This is a genomic window from Streptomyces sp. NPDC034043 (assembly GCF_055575675.1).
On record NZ_JBVISF010000001.1, the window covers coordinates 184,922 to 199,617 of the forward strand.

The window sequence follows — 14,696 nt, forward strand, 5'->3', positions numbered from 1 at the left end:
GTACTCGTGTCGCTCGTGGTCGGCGGTCGCGCGGACCGGCGCGGGCGGGGCGCGCGCGCCGGTCCGTACGTCCTTCTAACGCCGTACGGGCGAACGGGTTTCAGGCGGTCGTACGGAGCGGTGCGGCCGGGCCGGGGGCCGGCCACCCGCCCGGGTGCACGGACGGGAGGAGGCGGGAAGGCCATCCGGAGGCGGTATCGGACGCGTGCACGAAGCGGGCGCGTGGCGGCGCGGCCCCACGCGAGTGGCTCCCACGCGAGCGCGGCCCCGCGCGGGCGGGCCGCACGGGCGGGCCGCGCGGGGCGCCGGCCGCGGGAGCGCATACGCGGCCGGGCCGGGTCCCCGAAAGGACCCGGCCCGGCCGTCAGTGTGCGGTGAGGAGGATCAGCCCTGCTTCTCGGCGCGCCGAGCGGCCTCCTCCGCCTGCTTCTCCTTGATCCGCACCGCTTCCTTGCGGACCTCCGCCTGGGTGGCGCGCTCCTTCTGCAGCCACTCCGGGTTCTCCTGCTTGATGGCCTCGATCTGCTCGGTGGTGAGCGCCTCGGTGACCCCGCCGCGCGCGAGACCGGCGATGGAGACGCCCAGCTTCGAGGCGACCACCGGACGCGGGTGCGGGCCGTTGCGCCGCAGCTCCACCAGCCAGGCCGGCGGCTCGGCCTGGAGTGCGTTCAGCTCGGTGCGCGAGATGACACCCTCCTGGAACTCTGCGGGGGTGGCCTCGAGGTACACACCCAGCTTCTTCGCCGCGGTCGCGGGCTTCATCGTCTGGGTGCTCTGGTGCGACGTCATGGAGTCAAGGGTATCGAGCATGTGCGCTACCTCCGACCACGACCGGTAACCTGGCGGGGTGACAGGCTCGGATGTACCCCCTTCCTTCCGGCTCGCCTACGTCCCGGGAGTGACGCCCACGAAGTGGGTGCGGATCTGGAACGAGCGGCTGCCCGACGTCCCGCTGACCCTCGTCGGCGTGCCCGCCGCCGAGGCCTTCGCCGCGCTGCGCACCGGGGACGCCGACGCCGGCTTCGTACGCATGCCCGTGGACGGGGCGGACCTCAGCGCGATCCCCCTCTACACCGAGACGACCGTCGTGGTGGTCCCCAAGGACCACGTCGTGGCCGCCGTCGAGGAGGTCACCACCGAGGACCTGGCCGACGAGATCGTGCTGCACCCCCTCGACGACGTCCTCGACTGGGAGACCCTGCCTGGACGCCCCGCCTTCGAACGGCCCGCCACCACGGCGGACGCCATCGAGCTGGTCGCGGCGGGCATCGGCGTCCTCGTCGTCCCGCAGTCCCTCGCCCGCCTGCACCACCGCAAGGACCTCACCTACCGGACGGTCTCCGACGCCCCCGCGTCGCGGATCGCGCTGTCCTGGCCGGAGGAGAAGACCACCGACCTGGTGGAGGAGTTCATCGGGATCGTCCGCGGGCGGACCGTGAACAGCACCCGCGGCCGCCAGCCCACCCCGCCGCAGCCCAAGCAGCGCAAGACCGCCGGCGGCGCCGGCGGCAGGACGGGAGCCAAGGCGGGCGGCGCGAAGACCGGCGGCGCCAGGGCCACGGGCAAGCCCGCGGCCCGGTCGGGCGGCAAGCCGGCCGCCAAGCGCGGCGGCAAGCCGCGCGGCCGCCGCTAGGGGGCCCTGAACGGCGGGGTTCATCCTGCCCGCGACGCCTTCGGGCGCCCGCCCGCGCCGCTGTGCCGTTGGGGCGAAGTCTCGGGGCCGATGGGCTTCCGGGCCCGGTGCGGAGGGGAGACCCAGCATCGTGACGGCTCATGCGGCAGGGCACGTGATTCCGTACGAGGTGCACGAGGCGGTACCTGGACGGGGGCGCGTTCAGTTGCGCGTTCGTGGACTGCCGGGGGTACGGCGAGGCGACGGACAGCCCGGGGCCTGCACGATGGAGGAGGTCGCGGTGGACGCGCTCGCCGTGGTGCGACGACCTCGGGTGGGACACCTTCTCGGTGGTCGGTCACTCCATGGGCGGCAAGGCGGCCCAGCAGCTGTTGCTGGACGCCCCTCGCGGGTCGGCTCGATCGTCGGCATCTCGCCGGTACCCGCGTCCGGGTTCCCGCTCGAAGGGGGAGAGATCTTCGACGACGCCGGCCACTTCGCCCCGGACGAGAGCCCGGAGGCCCTGGCGACCGTGGTCGAGGAATTCCCGGGACGCCAGGGCGTGCGGTGAAACCGCTGGTCTTTCCGCCGCCCCGGCGGGGTGCCTCACGGGCGGGCCGGTCCTCGCGTTGCGGGGGCGGGCCGGGGCGGGCAGGGTCGGTGGGGCGGTTCCCTCGCAGGAAGGCCGGACCATGCCCATCGCCACCGTCAACCCCACGACGGGCAAGACGCTGCTCTCCTTCGACGCCCTCGACGCCGCCGGCATCGAGCGCTGCCTGGCCCTGGCCGCGCGCACGGCCACCTCGTACCGGCACACCACCTTCGCCGAGCGGTCGGCGCTGCTGAACAGCGCGGCGGACCTGCTGGAGGCGGAGGCGGAGGACGTCGCCCGCACCATGACCGTCGAGATGGGCAAACCCCTCGCGGCGGCCCGCGCGGAGGCCGCCAAGTGCGTCAAGGCGATGCGCTGGTACGCGGCCCACGCCGAGTCCCTCCTCGCGGACGAGCGGCCCGCCGACGCCGACGTGCGCGACGCGGGCGCCTCCGCCGTGACGGTCCGCTACCGGCCCCTGGGCGTGGTCCTGGCGGTCATGCCGTGGAACTTCCCCCTCTGGCAGGTCGTACGCTTCGCCGCGCCCGCGCTCATGGCCGGCAATGTGGGCCTGCTCAAGCACGCGTCGAACGTCCCCCAGACGGCCCTGTACCTCGGCGACCTCTTCGACCGGGCGGGCTTCCCGCAGGGCTGCTTCCAGACCCTGCTGATCGGCTCGGGCCCCGTCGAGGGCATCCTGCGCGACCCGAGGGTGGCGGCGGCCACCCTGACGGGCAGCGAGCCCGCCGGGCGCGCCGTCGCCTCCGTCGCGGGGGACGAGGTCAAGAAGACCGTCCTGGAGCTCGGCGGCAGCGACCCGTACATCGTGATGCCCTCGGCGGACGTCGCGCGGGCCGCGCGGACCGCCGTGACCGCGCGCGTGCAGAACAACGGCCAGTCCTGCATCGCCGCCAAGCGGTTCATCGTCCACACCGACGTCTACGACGAGTTCGCCCGCCTCTTCACGGAGGGCATGGAGGCGCTGACCGTGGGCGACCCGATGCGGGAGTCCACCGACGTCGGACCGCTGGCCACCGAGGGCGGCCGCGCCGACGTGGAGGAGCTGGTCGACGACGCCGTACGGCACGGGGCCACGGTCCTGTGCGGCGGCCGGCGGCCGCCCGGCCGCCCGGACGGCTGGTTCTACGAGCCGACCGTCCTGGCCGGCGTCACCCCGGCCATGCGCGTCGACCTGGAGGAGACCTTCGGGCCCGTCGCCACCCTCTACCGGGTCGACGGCCTGGACGAGGCCGTGGAGCGGGCCAACCACACGCCCTTCGGACTCAGCTCCAACGTCTGGACCCGCGACGACTCCGACCTGGAGCGCTTCGTGCGCGACCTCGAAGCCGGAGGCGTCTTCGTCAACGGGATGACCGCCTCCCACCCGGCCCTGCCCTTCGGCGGGGTCAAGCGGTCGGGGTACGGGCGGGAGCTGTCCGGCCACGGCATCCGCGAGTTCTGCAACATCACCACCGTCTGGCGGGCGGCGGAGCCCGGCTGACCGCTCAGCCCTCCATCATCAGCCCTCCATCAGCCCCACGACGTGTTCGGTGATCATGTCCAGGACCGCCCCGGCGGCCTTCTCGTCGCCGAGGACCAGCACGTTCAGGGTCAGCCCGTCGGTCATGGCCGTCAGGTACCGGGCCAGTACAGGGGCCGGCACCTTCGGGACGAGCCCCATGTCCCGGCACAGCTGCCCGATCAGCTCCTCGTAGGTCTGGCAGTACAGCTCGTACTGGCGGCGGGCCAGGTGCTCGAAACCGGGCCGGCGCAGGGCGTACTGGGTGAGCTCGTAGGTGAGCATGTGTTCGCCGGGCTGGGCGCCCACGTGGTCCCAGTACGCGTGGAAGCCGGCCCGGACGGTCTCGCGAAGGGTGGGTTTCGGCCGGATCGCCTCCTTCACCACCGTGATGTAGTGCGCGGTGATCGCCTCGAGGACGGACTCCAGCAGCTCCTGCTTGGAGTCGAAGCAGTAGTGGAAGACGCTCAGGGACACGCCCGCCTCGGCGGCGATGGAGCGGGTCGTCGTCCGGGCGACGCCGTCGCGGGTCATCGCGCGGATCGCCGCCTCGGTCAGCTGGGCGCGCCGATCGGCCGACGGCATCCGGGGCATGGGACTCCTCTGGGTGGGGCCGCCTGGTACGGCGGCGGGGCCGGCCGGGTCGTCCGGCCGGCCCCGCCCGTGGTGTCAGTTGCTGTAGACGCCCAGCTCGTGGAGGGAGTACCCCCACTGGGTGGCCCGCTGGACCCCCTGGACGCGCAGGTACCGCGCGGTCACCCCGGCGAACCGGGCCGTGTCCAGGCCGCCGTCGCCCTCGGTGGTGGACCAGGCCGTCTGCCAGTTGGCGCCGTCCGTGGAGACCTCGATCCGGTACGCCTTCCCGTACGCCCGTTCCCAGTCGAGGGTGACGCGTCCGATCCGGTGCGCGGAGCCGAGGTCGACGCGCAGCCACTGGGCGTCGTTCCACTCGCTGGCCCAGCGGGAGCCCGGGTCGCCGTCCACGGCCCGGCCGGGGGAGTAGTCGACGAAGGGGTTCCACCACTCCGAGGACGAGGCCGACGCCGGTGAGCCGGCGGCGAGGTTCACCTCGGACCTGTGCCGCTCGGAGCCTCCCCAGGTGGTGAGGTAGGACTCGGCGCCCTTGAAGAGGTCGTCCACCACGTCCTGGCCGCCGACGAGCCGGACGTCCTCGATCCAGTCGGGGACCAGGCCGTAGTGCGAGGCGCCGTCGGTGTTGAGGTCCCAGGTGCGCTGTCCGGTGGTCTGCCTGTCGATGACGGACCCGCCGTCGGTGCTGCGGAAGGGGTACTTCACCGGGTTCGGGGTGTCCGCGCCCCGGGGGCCGGGCCAGCCGCCGACGCCGTTCATGTCGGTGCCGTAGCCGTAGCCGACGTCGTACTTGTCGCGCAGGGCGTCGGTCCGCTTGGCCTCCGCGCTGAAGGCCTCGGAGCCGCTCATGTACTGGGCGGCGAATCCGCCCAGCTTGTAGAGCCGCTCGGTCCAGCCCAGGTCCATCCAGCTGTGGGAGGAGATGACGCCCGGGTAGGACTCGGACTCCAGGATGTCGAAGGCGCGGCCCGCCGCCTTGACGCCCATGTGGTCGATCTCCAGCATCATCCCGCGCTTCATCATCCCGCGGACGGCGTACTCGCCGAGCTCGGTCAGACCGCGCTTGTTGCAGCGCGCGTCGGCGGAGTACGAGGGGACCGAGACGCCCGCCGGGAGCTCCTTCTGTGCCGCCGGAGCCGCCGCGAGGCCGATCGGGTTGTCCTTCTGCGGGCCGGTGCACTGTTCCGTCTGCCAGAAGGTGCCGGTCGACAGGAACTGGCCGACGTTGATCGCGGTGCCGAGGGCGCCCTCGTCGAAGCGGACCCCGCACAGGGCGTTGTCGAACTTGTGGCACAGGAACATGCTGCGCACGCCGAGCCCGTGCAGTTCGTCCAGGCCGCGGTCGATGTCGTCCCTGCCGCACTGGGCGACGTCCAGGACCTGCTTGCAGCCGAAGGGCTCGGAGGTCTCGACCCCCAGGACGACGGCCAGCTTCCCCTGCTTGATCACCTCGCGGGCCTGGCCGGAGTCGGTGACGATGCGGAACCAGCCCTTGCCCGGACCGCCGTACATCTTGTCGACGTAGGCCTGCATGTCGTACGTCTTCCGCGCCTCCAGGCGGATGGCGGTCATCTCGTCGCAGCCGCGGTCCTTGAAGAAGTAGACCGAGCAGATCACCCCGTTGGTGACGAGGTCGTTGACCAGGACCCGCTGGCCGCCGCGCCAGGCCCGCTCGACCCAGGCGTAGTAGTTCTGCTGGTGCGTCAGGGAGTCGTGGGCGGGCCAGTCCTTGAAGGTGGGCCAGCCGTCGGGGTCGTGCCTGCCGTCCCCGCCCTTGGTGATGAAGTCGAAGACGGCGAGGGACCCGTCGGGGTAGTGCTCGGGACAGTCCTTGAGGGCGTCCGCGACGCCCATCTCGGAGAAGGGCTTGCCGCAGATCAGCCGGCCGCCGAAGCCCTCGTTGGACATCAGGTGGTCGTGCGCGTCGACGAACCCGCGCACCCGGCCCTGGGCGTCGGTGCCCTTGAAGGGCTCGCCGGTGACGTTGATCTCCGAGTCGGGCCGGGGCCGCGCGGCCGGGTTCCACCAGCCGGCGTCGGCCGTGGAGCCGCCGTCGGCGGAGGAGAGGGGCGCGGGGCCGAGCAGCATGGCGAGCACGGCCACGAGCGGTGTCAGGAGTGCGATGCGGCGGCGCCCTCGGCGCGCGGCGCCGCGGTACGACCGTGGGGGCGGTGGGGTCAAGGTCATCACTCATGTCAGGTCGGCGGATGCGGCGCGGGCGGATCCGGGCATGAATTGTCATGCCCCGCACAAGGGTGGGACGAGAATCCCGACTGCCCCCGAAGGAGTCAAGGGTCCGGGACGGATGACCTGATGGAGCGTCGGCCCGCGCGGAGGCCGGCGGGCACGGCCGCGGCCGGATCGGACGGTGACCCGGCGACGGGCCGAAGGCCGGGGGCGGTTACGGTCCGCGCCTCCCGGCCGGCCCCGGCCCGCCGGCACGCCTCCGAGCCGGCCGGTGAGGGCTCCGGGACGGGAAGACGACCGGACAGCGGACAGTGGCCGGATCCCACCGGTCCCGGCGGGGGCCGATCCTAGAGTCGCCCGTATGAGCGAACAGAACGACATCGTCCAGGACGGCGGCTTGTCGCGGCGCGGAGTCCTGAGGGCCGCCGCGGCGGGCGCGGGCACGGTCGCCGCCGTGGGTGCCGGAACCTCCACCGCGCACGCCGACGGCCGCCGGCGCGGCGCGCCCACCTTCGTCCTCGTCCACGGCTCCGCGAGCAACTCCTACGGCTGGGCCCCGGTCCTCGCCGAACTGGGCCTGCGCGGACACCGGACGATCGCCGTCGACCTCCCCGGGCACGGCCTCGGCGCCTACTTCCCCCTCTCCTACCAGGCGCCGCAGGACCTGGAGCGGCTGAGCACCGAGCCCTCGCCGATCGGCAAGGTCACGCTGGCGGACTTCGCGGAGCACGTCGAGGGCGTCGTGCGCGCCGCCCACCGCAACGGTCCCGTGATCCTGGTCGGCCAGAGCCTGGGCGGGGCGACGCTGAACGCGGTCGCCAACCGCGTGCCCGAACTGATCGCCCACCTGGTCTACGCCTCCGCCTACTGCGCGACGCGGCACACCTCGGTGCTCGACCTGATGACGGCCCCCGAGGGCTCCTCCAGCGCCCTGTTCCGGATCCCGGCCGTCAAGACCCCGCCGGAGCTGGGGGTCAACCGGGCCAACTGGCGCTCCACCGACCCGGCCTTCTTCGCCGTGATGAAGGAGGCGCTGGCCGCAGACCGGCCGGACGCCGAGGTGTGGGCGCTCCTCAACACCCTGGAGCCCGACGAGTCCGCGGCGATCGGAGCCGCCGACTCCCGCGGGCTGGCGGACCGCTGGGGCCGGGTGCCGCGCACGTTCCTCCGGTTCACCGAGGACCGCTCGATCCCCCTCGCACTGCAGGACCTGATGATCCGCGAGGCCGACGAGACCACCCCGCGCAACCGCTTCCGCGTGCGCTCGGTCGCCGCCCCGCACGTCGGGCCGCGCGCGGCCGTATGGGGGGACGAGCTGGAACGGGTCGCGGAGCTGTGCCGTTAGGTCGTCGCGTCGTCGAAGTAGCGCGGGCCGCGCGGGACGTCGACGACACGGCCCCATGGCCGTCCCGTGCTCCCCGGCGGGCGCGCGGAGAGCTCCAGCTCAGTCGTTGAAGCCGCTGCACTCGGTCAGTTCGCCGCCCTGGCGGACGCTGTACTCGGCGGGCGTCACGTTCAGGATCTGGAAGCCGCCGTTCTGGGCGATCTCGATCGTCCCGCCGTATCCGGCCGAGCCGTAGACGTAGGCCGGACCAGGGGTGAAGCCACCGCCGGACAGGTGCACCTTCCCGTTGTCGAGGATGCCGGAGACCGAGCACGTCGCCGCCGGGGCGGCCGCCGGTTCCCGGGGGGCCGCCGCGAGAGCGGTGGGGGCGGTGATGAACGAGGCGGCCACGAGGGGGCCGATGACGAGGAGGCGGGTACGCGGGGTCATGGGTCTTCCTTACCGGTAGGGCCGCCGTCGTCTGTCCGAACCGGTGGCCCCGGCCGCACGGGAAGCCGTCCGGGAGCCGCCCGGGAACCGGTCCCCCTGTCCGGGACCGGGACGCGACGGGCACGAGTACCGCCCCCTCATCGTCTCTCCTCCCCCTCTCCGGTGCGACCGGCGGGTTCCGGCCGGGGCGCCTAAGGTCGAGGTATGAGCGGGACGGTCGTGGTGTACGAGTACGACCACAGCGCGGGAGCGGCTCCCGGGGACCGGGCGCCGGTCCTGCGCGTGCACGCGGCGCCCGCCGCCCCCGGGCAGAGCGCCGTACGGGGGCCCAGGACGCTGTGCGGCAAGGACACCTTCGCCATGGGGACGGCCCCCTGGCGGCCCGCCGAGCACCCCGGGTCGGACTGGTACCCCCCGGAGCATGCGGGCCGGGTCTGCCCCGCCTGCGACGACGCCGCCTCCGGGGGATGATCAGCGGCCGGGTGCCATGTCGTAGGTGACCCACATGGTCCGCGTCGCCACCTGGTCGTACTTGGCCCGCGCCCGGTGGTTGTCGTCGGCGGTGATCCAGCGCACCACGCTCCAGCCGCGCTCGGCGGCAAGCTCGCGCAGGGCCCCGAGCAGCAGGTCGGCGGCTCCGGAGCCGCGGTGCTCGGGGGCCACGAACAGGTCGTCCAGGAAGCAGCCGACGGTCGCGGACAGCGGCCGGGCGAACGGCCGGTAGTGCGCCAGCCCCAGCAGCCGGCCTCCCGCGTCCTCGGCGACCAGGGCGTTCACCTCGTGCCCGGGGTCGTTCACCCACGCCCACACCGTGCCGGCGGCCTCCTCCGTCTGCTCCACCCGGTAGAAATCGGCATAGCCCCGGTACAGGGCGCGCCACTGGGCGAAGTCCCCGGGCCGGACGGCGCGGACCTGGATGTCGGACATGTGCGGCAGCTCCTGTGATCGGCGGACCGGCGGACCGATGGACCGGCGGCCGACGCAACGTAGCAACCCGCCGCCCGCCCCGTACCTGTCCACGGAGGTGTCCCGCCCACCGGCGTTTTCTCCACGGCGGAGGAGTGGATCCGGGCCGCCGGCGACGGTCGGACGGTCCCCCTTGAAGGAACGATCCGGCGGGGGGTTAGCATATGAGCGCCGCCTAGCTCGAAAGATAAAGTCTGTGACTGTCAACGAGGACTCGTTCGCCAACTGGAAGACCCGCGAGGAGATCGCGGAGTCGATGATCCCCCTCATCGGGAAGCTGCACCGGGAACGGGACGTCACGATCCTGCTCCACAGCCGCTCCCTGGTGAACAAGTCGGTCGTGAGCATTCTCAAGGCCCACCGCTTCGCCCGGCAGATCGACGGCGAGGAGCTGTCGGTCACCGAGACGATGCCGTTCCTCCAGGCCCTCACCGCCCTCGACCTGGGCCCCTCCCAGATCGACATCGGCATGCTCGCCGCCACGTACAAGACCGACGACCGCGGTCTGTCGGTCGAGGACTTCACCGCCGAGGCCGTCGTCGGCGCCACCGGCGAGAACAAGATCGAGCGCCGGGAGGGACGCGACGTCGTCCTCTACGGCTTCGGCCGCATCGGCCGCCTCGTCGCCCGCCTGCTCATCGAGAAGGCCGGCTCCGGCAACGGTCTGCGCCTGCGCGCCATCGTCGTGCGCGGTGGCGGCGAGCAGGACCTGGTGAAGCGGGCGTCGCTGCTGCGCCGCGACTCCATCCACGGCCAGTTCCAGGGCACCATCACGGTGGACGAGGCGACGAGCACGATCCTCGCCAACGGCAACACCATCAAGGTGATCTACGCGAACGACCCGTCCGAGGTCGACTACACCGAGTACGGCATCAACGACGCCATCCTCATCGACAACACGGGCAAGTGGCGCGACCGCGAGGGCCTCTCCAAGCACCTGCGCCCGGGCATCGACAAGGTCGTCCTGACGGCCCCCGGCAAGGGCGACGTCCCCAACATCGTCCACGGCGTCAACCACGACACCATCAAGCCGGACGAGCGGGTCCTGTCCTGCGCCTCCTGCACCACCAACGCGATCGTCCCGCCGCTGAAGGCGATGGACGACGAGTACGGTGTGCTCCGCGGCCACGTGGAGACCGTCCACTCGTTCACCAACGACCAGAACCTGCTGGACAACTACCACAAGGCCGACCGCCGCGGCCGCTCCGCGCCGCTCAACATGGTCATCACCGAGACCGGCGCCGCCTCCGCCGTCGCAAAGGCGCTGCCCGACCTCAAGGCCCCGATCACCGGCAGCTCGATCCGCGTCCCCGTCCCGGACGTCTCGATCGCCATCCTGAGCCTGCGCCTGGGCCGGGAGACCACCCGCGAGGAGGTCCTCGAGTACCTCCGCGGCGTCTCGCTGCACTCGCCGCTCAAGCGCCAGATCGACTTCACCACCGCTCCCGACGCCGTCTCCATGGACTTCGTCGGCTCGCGCCACTCCTCGATCGTCGACGCGGGCGCCACCAAGGTGGACGGTGACAACGCGATCCTCTACCTCTGGTACGACAACGAGTTCGGCTACTCGTGCCAGGTGATCCGCGTCGTACAGCACGTCTCCGGCGTGGAGTACCCGACCTTCCCGGTCCCGCAGGTCTGATCCCGCCCACGCGCGTGATCCGGTGCCCCGCCGACTGCCGTCGGCGGGGCACCGCCGCGTTACCTAGACTGACCGGGTGACCGAGAACGCCCTTCCCCCCTGCCCTGAATGCTCCGGCTCGTACGCCTACGAGATGGGCGCCCTCCTCGTCTGCCCCGAGTGCGGGCACGAATGGCCCGCCGCGGCCGGCGAGGCCGGCGAGGCCGGCGACGCCTCCGAGGAGCGGGTGATCAAGGACTCGGTCGGCAACGTGCTCACGGACGGTGACACCGTGACCGTGGTGAAGGGCCTGAAGGTCAAGGGCCACCCGACCGGGATCAAGGCGGGCACCAAGGTCCGCAACATCCGGCTCGTCGACGGAGTCGACGGTCACGACATCGACTGCAAGATCGAGGGCTTCGGCTCCATGCAGCTCAAGTCGAGCGTCGTGAGGAAGGGCTGATTTCCGACTGACATTCAGCCCCGCCACCCCTCCCTCCGCCCCCGTCCACGCTCCCGTGGCCGGGGGCGTCGCCGTATCCGTACCGGCCATCGCCGACCCGATCCGGCCACGGTGGCTTGACCGGGCGCGTGACGAGCCCGCCAGAGAGGGCCGTTCCGCCTATTCGAGCCATCTGCCGAACGGGCCCGGAACCGCGGCCGGATCTCCGCTCTAGCGGTCCCCGGGGCCCTGCGTGATGCTGAGGACCGGGTCGGCCGCTCCGATGGCCGGATGGCATCGCCGTCCGGCCGGACCGGAACCCGAGGAAATCCGGCATTCCCCCTTCGCGGCCCGCGCCGCTCCACCGGCGCACGCACTCCGCCCAGCGCACCTTCCGGCTTTCGTTTCCACACGAGGGAGACACACATGTCCGACACCGCACACACCCCCGAATCCGGCTTCGAGGACCTCGACCTCGACCTCGGCGACCTCAGCGTGACCTCGATGCGGGACACCGTCGCGCTGCCCGAGGGCGGCGCCTCCTGGGGCTCGTGCTCCTGCCAGGGCTCCTCGTCCTGCGCCCAGCCGACCCAGCCGAGCCCCATGTAACCGCCGCACCACCACCACGCGGACCGCTTCCCGCCGCACCCCGCGTACGGCGGGAAGCCCGCGCGCCACCACCTACAGGAGGGGGACCGGCATGCAGCCGCAGCAGCACCACACGCCGGCCGGGGCCGAGGACGGAGCCGACGGCTACCGGGTGTGGCCCCCGCCGTACGCGCTGGTCCGCGCCACCGTACTGACCCACCCCGCCCAGACCCCGGACGCCGCCCGCTTCCGCGCCCTGCTCGCCCGGCTCCACCACCTCGACCGGCAGCTCACGCGGACGGCCGCACCGCTCTGCGACGACCTCCACGACAGCCGCGACGGCCACCCCGCCGCCCTCCACCGCGACGTGGTCCTCCCCCTGCGCCGAGCCCTGCACAACGGACGCGAACCCCGCCCCGCCCTGCTGGAGCGCCTCGGCGACCTCCCCGAGCGGGTGCCCCGTCTCGCCCACTGGCTCGGCCTGCGCGCCCGGCGCACCGCGCTCCTCGCCGGCCTCGGACCCGCCGCCGAACGCGCCCTCGCCGCCGAACGCGGCGCGCTGGCGGCCCTGTGCCGCGAACCGGCCCTCGCCAAAGCCGTCGCCCTCACCAGCGCCGACCTGCTACGGGCCGTGGAACGGGCGGGCACCGGAACGCAGGACCGCAGGGCCCGCAAGGAGGAACCCGCCGTCCTGCGCTACGCCCTGCGGGCCAGCACCAAGACCAGCCCGCTGTCCTGGTTCACGGCGGTCGGCTGGGGGCCCCTGCCCCCCGGCCCGCGCCGCGGCCGTGCCGTCCCCGCGTGGGGCCTGGCCCCCCTGTTCGACGGCCCGCTCCACCCCGTCGTGCAGCCCAGCCGCACCCTGACCACCGCCCTCACCCTCGCCCTCCTGGACGCCCCGCACCGCCGGTCCGCCCTGCCCCACCGCATCGCCAGCACCGCCCGGATCACCGGCGGCCGGGCGGCGTACTCCCGCGAACGGACCGCCTTCGCCGGGGGCCGCTACCTCGTCGCCGGTGAGGACGAGGCGGAACTCGCCCTCACCGGCCCGCTGGGCCTGGTCACCGAGCGGGCCGGGGACCCCGTACCGCTGGACGAGCTGACCGGGCTGCTGGCCGCCGCGCTGCCGGGCACGGCCGGTGACGGCCGGTCCGCCGCGGCCGGTTTCCTCGGCCGGCTCGCGGAGGCCGGGCTGCTGGTGCCGGTCGAACCGGTCCCGCCGCACGACCCTGACCCGCTGGGCCGCATCGCGGACTGGCTGGCCGCCCTGGACGGTGCCCCAGACGACGCCGCCCACGCCGGGCGCCTGCGCGCGATCGCCCGCATGACCGCCGACTTCGCGGGCACCCCCGCCGCCGGCCGCCCCGCCCTGCTGACCGGCCTCTCCCACCGCTGGACTGAGGCGCTGGCCGCCGCCGGGCGCCCCGTCCCGGCCGTGTCCGCCCCGCTCAGCGTGGTCTCCGAGGACGTCGTCGCCCCCCGGCCGCTCGCCCTCGACGGCTTCCTCGACGCCACCGACCACGAAACCCTCGGCGAGGTCACCGCGCTGGCGGAACTCTTCGACCTCGGCCACCTCCTGCGCCGGATCGTCCGCGACCGCTTCGTCGCCCGCTACGGCCCCGGCGGCCGCTGCCCGCACCCGTGGGAGTTCGGCACCGACATCGCCGAGGCCTGGGCGGCCGCCGGACGGCTCGCCGCCCTCGGCCCGGCCGACGACCTCCCCACCGGGACCGGGGTGCTTGCGGAGCTGCGGGCCGAAGCCGTGGCCGCCGCCCACGGCGCCCCGGGCGGCGGTCCCGCCGCGGCCGCGGAGCTCGTCCTGCCCCCGGACCTCCTCGCGGGACTCGGCGACCGGCTGCCCGACTGGGCCCTCGCCCGCCCGCTGAGCTACGCGTACTTCCTCCAGCGCGACCCCCGCCACCACCTCCTCTGCGTCAACCAGGTCTACGGCGGCTGGGGCCGCTTCACCAGCCGGTTCCTGGACGCCCTGGACCCCCGCGCCACCACCGAGGTCTCCCGGCAGGTCCGGCGCGGCCTCGGACCGGGCGCCCGCGCCGCCCAGATCAGGCCCGTCGGCGGCTTCAACGCCAACCTCCACCCCCTCTTCGTCCCGGACGAGATCGGCCCCGACCGCCGCTGGGCCTCCCTCGGCGAAGCCGACCTGGAACTCGTCCACGACGAAGCCGACGACCAGGTGCGCATCCGGCTGCGGAACACCGGCGAACTCCTCGACGTGCTCTACCCCGGCTTCCTCTCCCCGGTGCTGCTGCCGCGCCGCCTCGGCGCCCACCTCGGCGACCACCCCCACGGCATGGTCGACCTCGGCCCCCTCGCGCCCCGCAGCGTCCTCCCCGCACCGGGCGGCGGCCGCGTCACCCACACGCCCCGACTGCGCCACCGCCACGTGGTGCTCCGCCGACGGCGCTGGCTGCTGCCGCCCGACGCGGTGCGCGAACTCCGCGCCGGCCTCGCCGCCGGAGGCCCGGTCCCCGCGGAGACCGCCGCCCACTGGCGGGCCCGGCTGGACCTCCCCGAACAGCTCTTCCTGCGCCCGGCCGCCCCCGCCCCCACCGGGCGCCCCGCCGAGGACTTCCTGAACGGGCTGAGCCGCCCCAAACCGCAGTTCGTGGACCTCGGCAACGCCCTGCACCTGCGCTGCCTGGCCAAGTGGCTCTCCCGCCACGACGACGGCGCCCTCCTCGAGGAGGCGCTGCCCGCACCCGGCGCCCAGACCGCGCCCGCCCGCGCGGTCGAACTCGTACTCGAGGTCTACCGGGCCGGGCGGACCCGATGACCCACCCCCC

Annotated in this window: 14 protein-coding genes; 9 read left to right on the plus strand and 5 right to left on the minus strand. The window is 73.6% G+C overall.

Going from position 1 to position 14,696, the window contains the following annotated elements:
- Nucleotides 1-384: 384 nt before the first annotated feature.
- Entirely contained in the window at nucleotides 385-789 is a 405-nt protein-coding gene (locus ACZ51S_RS01205) for a DUF5997 family protein (RefSeq protein WP_388937052.1), read from the minus strand.
- A gap of 58 nt (nucleotides 790-847) precedes the next feature.
- Here ACZ51S_RS01205 and ACZ51S_RS01210 point away from each other — a divergent pair, with 58 nt between their 5' ends.
- The 3 genes from ACZ51S_RS01210 (at nucleotide 848) to ACZ51S_RS01220 (ending at nucleotide 3,705) form a co-directional block, all read left to right on the plus strand.
- Nucleotides 848-1,633, plus strand: a complete 786-nt coding sequence (locus tag ACZ51S_RS01210) for a LysR substrate-binding domain-containing protein (RefSeq protein ID WP_468959203.1) — start codon at nucleotides 848-850, stop codon at nucleotides 1,631-1,633.
- 280 nt (nucleotides 1,634-1,913) lie between these two features.
- Complete coding sequence (locus ACZ51S_RS01215) at nucleotides 1,914-2,183, plus strand: hypothetical protein (RefSeq protein WP_468959206.1); 270 nt, start codon at nucleotides 1,914-1,916, stop codon at nucleotides 2,181-2,183.
- Between the two features lie 121 nt (nucleotides 2,184-2,304).
- The gene (locus ACZ51S_RS01220) at nucleotides 2,305-3,705 is read left to right on the plus strand and encodes an NADP-dependent succinic semialdehyde dehydrogenase (RefSeq protein WP_468479321.1); all 1,401 of its coding nucleotides are present in this window, start codon (nucleotides 2,305-2,307) and stop codon (nucleotides 3,703-3,705) included.
- Between the two features lie 18 nt (nucleotides 3,706-3,723).
- On the opposite strand, the gene ACZ51S_RS01225 is transcribed toward ACZ51S_RS01220, so the two are convergent.
- Together ACZ51S_RS01225 and ACZ51S_RS01230 are read right to left on the minus strand one after the other, a co-directional pair.
- Complete coding sequence (locus ACZ51S_RS01225) at nucleotides 3,724-4,317, minus strand: TetR/AcrR family transcriptional regulator (protein WP_388937042.1); 594 nt, start codon at nucleotides 4,315-4,317, stop codon at nucleotides 3,724-3,726.
- Nucleotides 4,318-4,392: 75 nt separating this feature from the next.
- Nucleotides 4,393-6,402 (minus strand): galactose-binding domain-containing protein, encoded by a 2,010-nt coding sequence (locus ACZ51S_RS01230; protein ID WP_468801949.1) that lies wholly within the window; start codon nucleotides 6,400-6,402, stop codon nucleotides 4,393-4,395.
- 460 nt (nucleotides 6,403-6,862) lie between these two features.
- On the opposite strand from ACZ51S_RS01230, the gene ACZ51S_RS01235 reads away from it, so the two are divergent.
- Nucleotides 6,863-7,846 (plus strand): alpha/beta fold hydrolase, encoded by a 984-nt coding sequence (locus ACZ51S_RS01235; RefSeq protein WP_468959208.1) that lies wholly within the window; start codon nucleotides 6,863-6,865, stop codon nucleotides 7,844-7,846.
- A gap of 99 nt (nucleotides 7,847-7,945) precedes the next feature.
- On the opposite strand, the gene ACZ51S_RS01240 is transcribed toward ACZ51S_RS01235, so the two are convergent.
- Nucleotides 7,946-8,275 (minus strand): hypothetical protein, encoded by a 330-nt coding sequence (locus ACZ51S_RS01240; RefSeq protein ID WP_468959210.1) that lies wholly within the window; start codon nucleotides 8,273-8,275, stop codon nucleotides 7,946-7,948.
- Nucleotides 8,276-8,479: 204 nt separating this feature from the next.
- Between ACZ51S_RS01240 and ACZ51S_RS01245 the strand changes: the two genes are divergently transcribed.
- Nucleotides 8,480-8,746: a hypothetical protein gene (locus ACZ51S_RS01245; RefSeq protein ID WP_468480173.1), complete on the plus strand. Its 267-nt coding sequence runs from the start codon at nucleotides 8,480-8,482 to the stop codon at nucleotides 8,744-8,746.
- Here the strand turns inward: ACZ51S_RS01245 and ACZ51S_RS01250 are convergent, their stop codons facing one another.
- Nucleotides 8,747-9,202: a GNAT family N-acetyltransferase gene (locus ACZ51S_RS01250; RefSeq protein WP_468885354.1), complete on the minus strand. Its 456-nt coding sequence runs from the start codon at nucleotides 9,200-9,202 to the stop codon at nucleotides 8,747-8,749.
- Between the two features lie 235 nt (nucleotides 9,203-9,437).
- Between ACZ51S_RS01250 and ACZ51S_RS01255 the strand changes: the two genes are divergently transcribed.
- The 4 genes from ACZ51S_RS01255 to ACZ51S_RS01270 all read left to right on the plus strand — a co-directional run bounded on the left by ACZ51S_RS01255 (nucleotide 9,438) and on the right by ACZ51S_RS01270 (nucleotide 14,686).
- A complete protein-coding gene (locus ACZ51S_RS01255; protein ID WP_468480175.1) occupies nucleotides 9,438-10,883 on the plus strand; it encodes a glyceraldehyde-3-phosphate dehydrogenase in 1,446 nt (481 codons plus the stop codon).
- 76 nt (nucleotides 10,884-10,959) lie between these two features.
- On the plus strand, nucleotides 10,960-11,325 hold the full coding sequence (locus tag ACZ51S_RS01260; RefSeq protein ID WP_468801709.1) for a zinc ribbon domain-containing protein YjdM: 366 nt from the start codon (nucleotides 10,960-10,962) through the stop codon (nucleotides 11,323-11,325).
- Between the two features lie 405 nt (nucleotides 11,326-11,730).
- The gene (locus tag ACZ51S_RS01265; RefSeq protein WP_388937029.1) at nucleotides 11,731-11,913 is read left to right on the plus strand and encodes a thiazolylpeptide-type bacteriocin; all 183 of its coding nucleotides are present in this window, start codon (nucleotides 11,731-11,733) and stop codon (nucleotides 11,911-11,913) included.
- Between the two features lie 91 nt (nucleotides 11,914-12,004).
- Nucleotides 12,005-14,686: a lantibiotic dehydratase gene (locus ACZ51S_RS01270; RefSeq protein ID WP_468959212.1), complete on the plus strand. Its 2,682-nt coding sequence runs from the start codon at nucleotides 12,005-12,007 to the stop codon at nucleotides 14,684-14,686.
- Nucleotides 14,687-14,696 lie beyond the last annotated feature (10 nt).

What these genes read in the sequence shown, in the direction of transcription:
- ACZ51S_RS01230 (WP_468801949.1), bottom strand. Translation starts at nt 6,402, where the DNA reads ATGCTGCTCGGCCCCGCGCCCCTCTCCTCCGCCGACGGCGGCTCCACG.
- ACZ51S_RS01250 (WP_468885354.1), bottom strand. Translation starts at nt 9,202, where the DNA reads ATGTCCGACATCCAGGTCCGCGCCGTCCGGCCCGGGGACTTCGCCCAG.
- ACZ51S_RS01235 (WP_468959208.1), top strand. Translation starts at nt 6,863, where the DNA reads ATGAGCGAACAGAACGACATCGTCCAGGACGGCGGCTTGTCGCGGCGC.
- ACZ51S_RS01225 (WP_388937042.1), bottom strand. Translation starts at nt 4,317, where the DNA reads ATGCCCCGGATGCCGTCGGCCGATCGGCGCGCCCAGCTGACCGAGGCG.
- ACZ51S_RS01245 (WP_468480173.1), top strand. Translation starts at nt 8,480, where the DNA reads ATGAGCGGGACGGTCGTGGTGTACGAGTACGACCACAGCGCGGGAGCG.
- ACZ51S_RS01265 (WP_388937029.1), top strand. Translation starts at nt 11,731, where the DNA reads ATGTCCGACACCGCACACACCCCCGAATCCGGCTTCGAGGACCTCGAC.
- ACZ51S_RS01240 (WP_468959210.1), bottom strand. Translation starts at nt 8,275, where the DNA reads ATGACCCCGCGTACCCGCCTCCTCGTCATCGGCCCCCTCGTGGCCGCC.
- ACZ51S_RS01270 (WP_468959212.1), top strand. Translation starts at nt 12,005, where the DNA reads ATGCAGCCGCAGCAGCACCACACGCCGGCCGGGGCCGAGGACGGAGCC.
- ACZ51S_RS01205 (WP_388937052.1), bottom strand. Translation starts at nt 789, where the DNA reads ATGACGTCGCACCAGAGCACCCAGACGATGAAGCCCGCGACCGCGGCG.
- ACZ51S_RS01220 (WP_468479321.1), top strand. Translation starts at nt 2,305, where the DNA reads ATGCCCATCGCCACCGTCAACCCCACGACGGGCAAGACGCTGCTCTCC.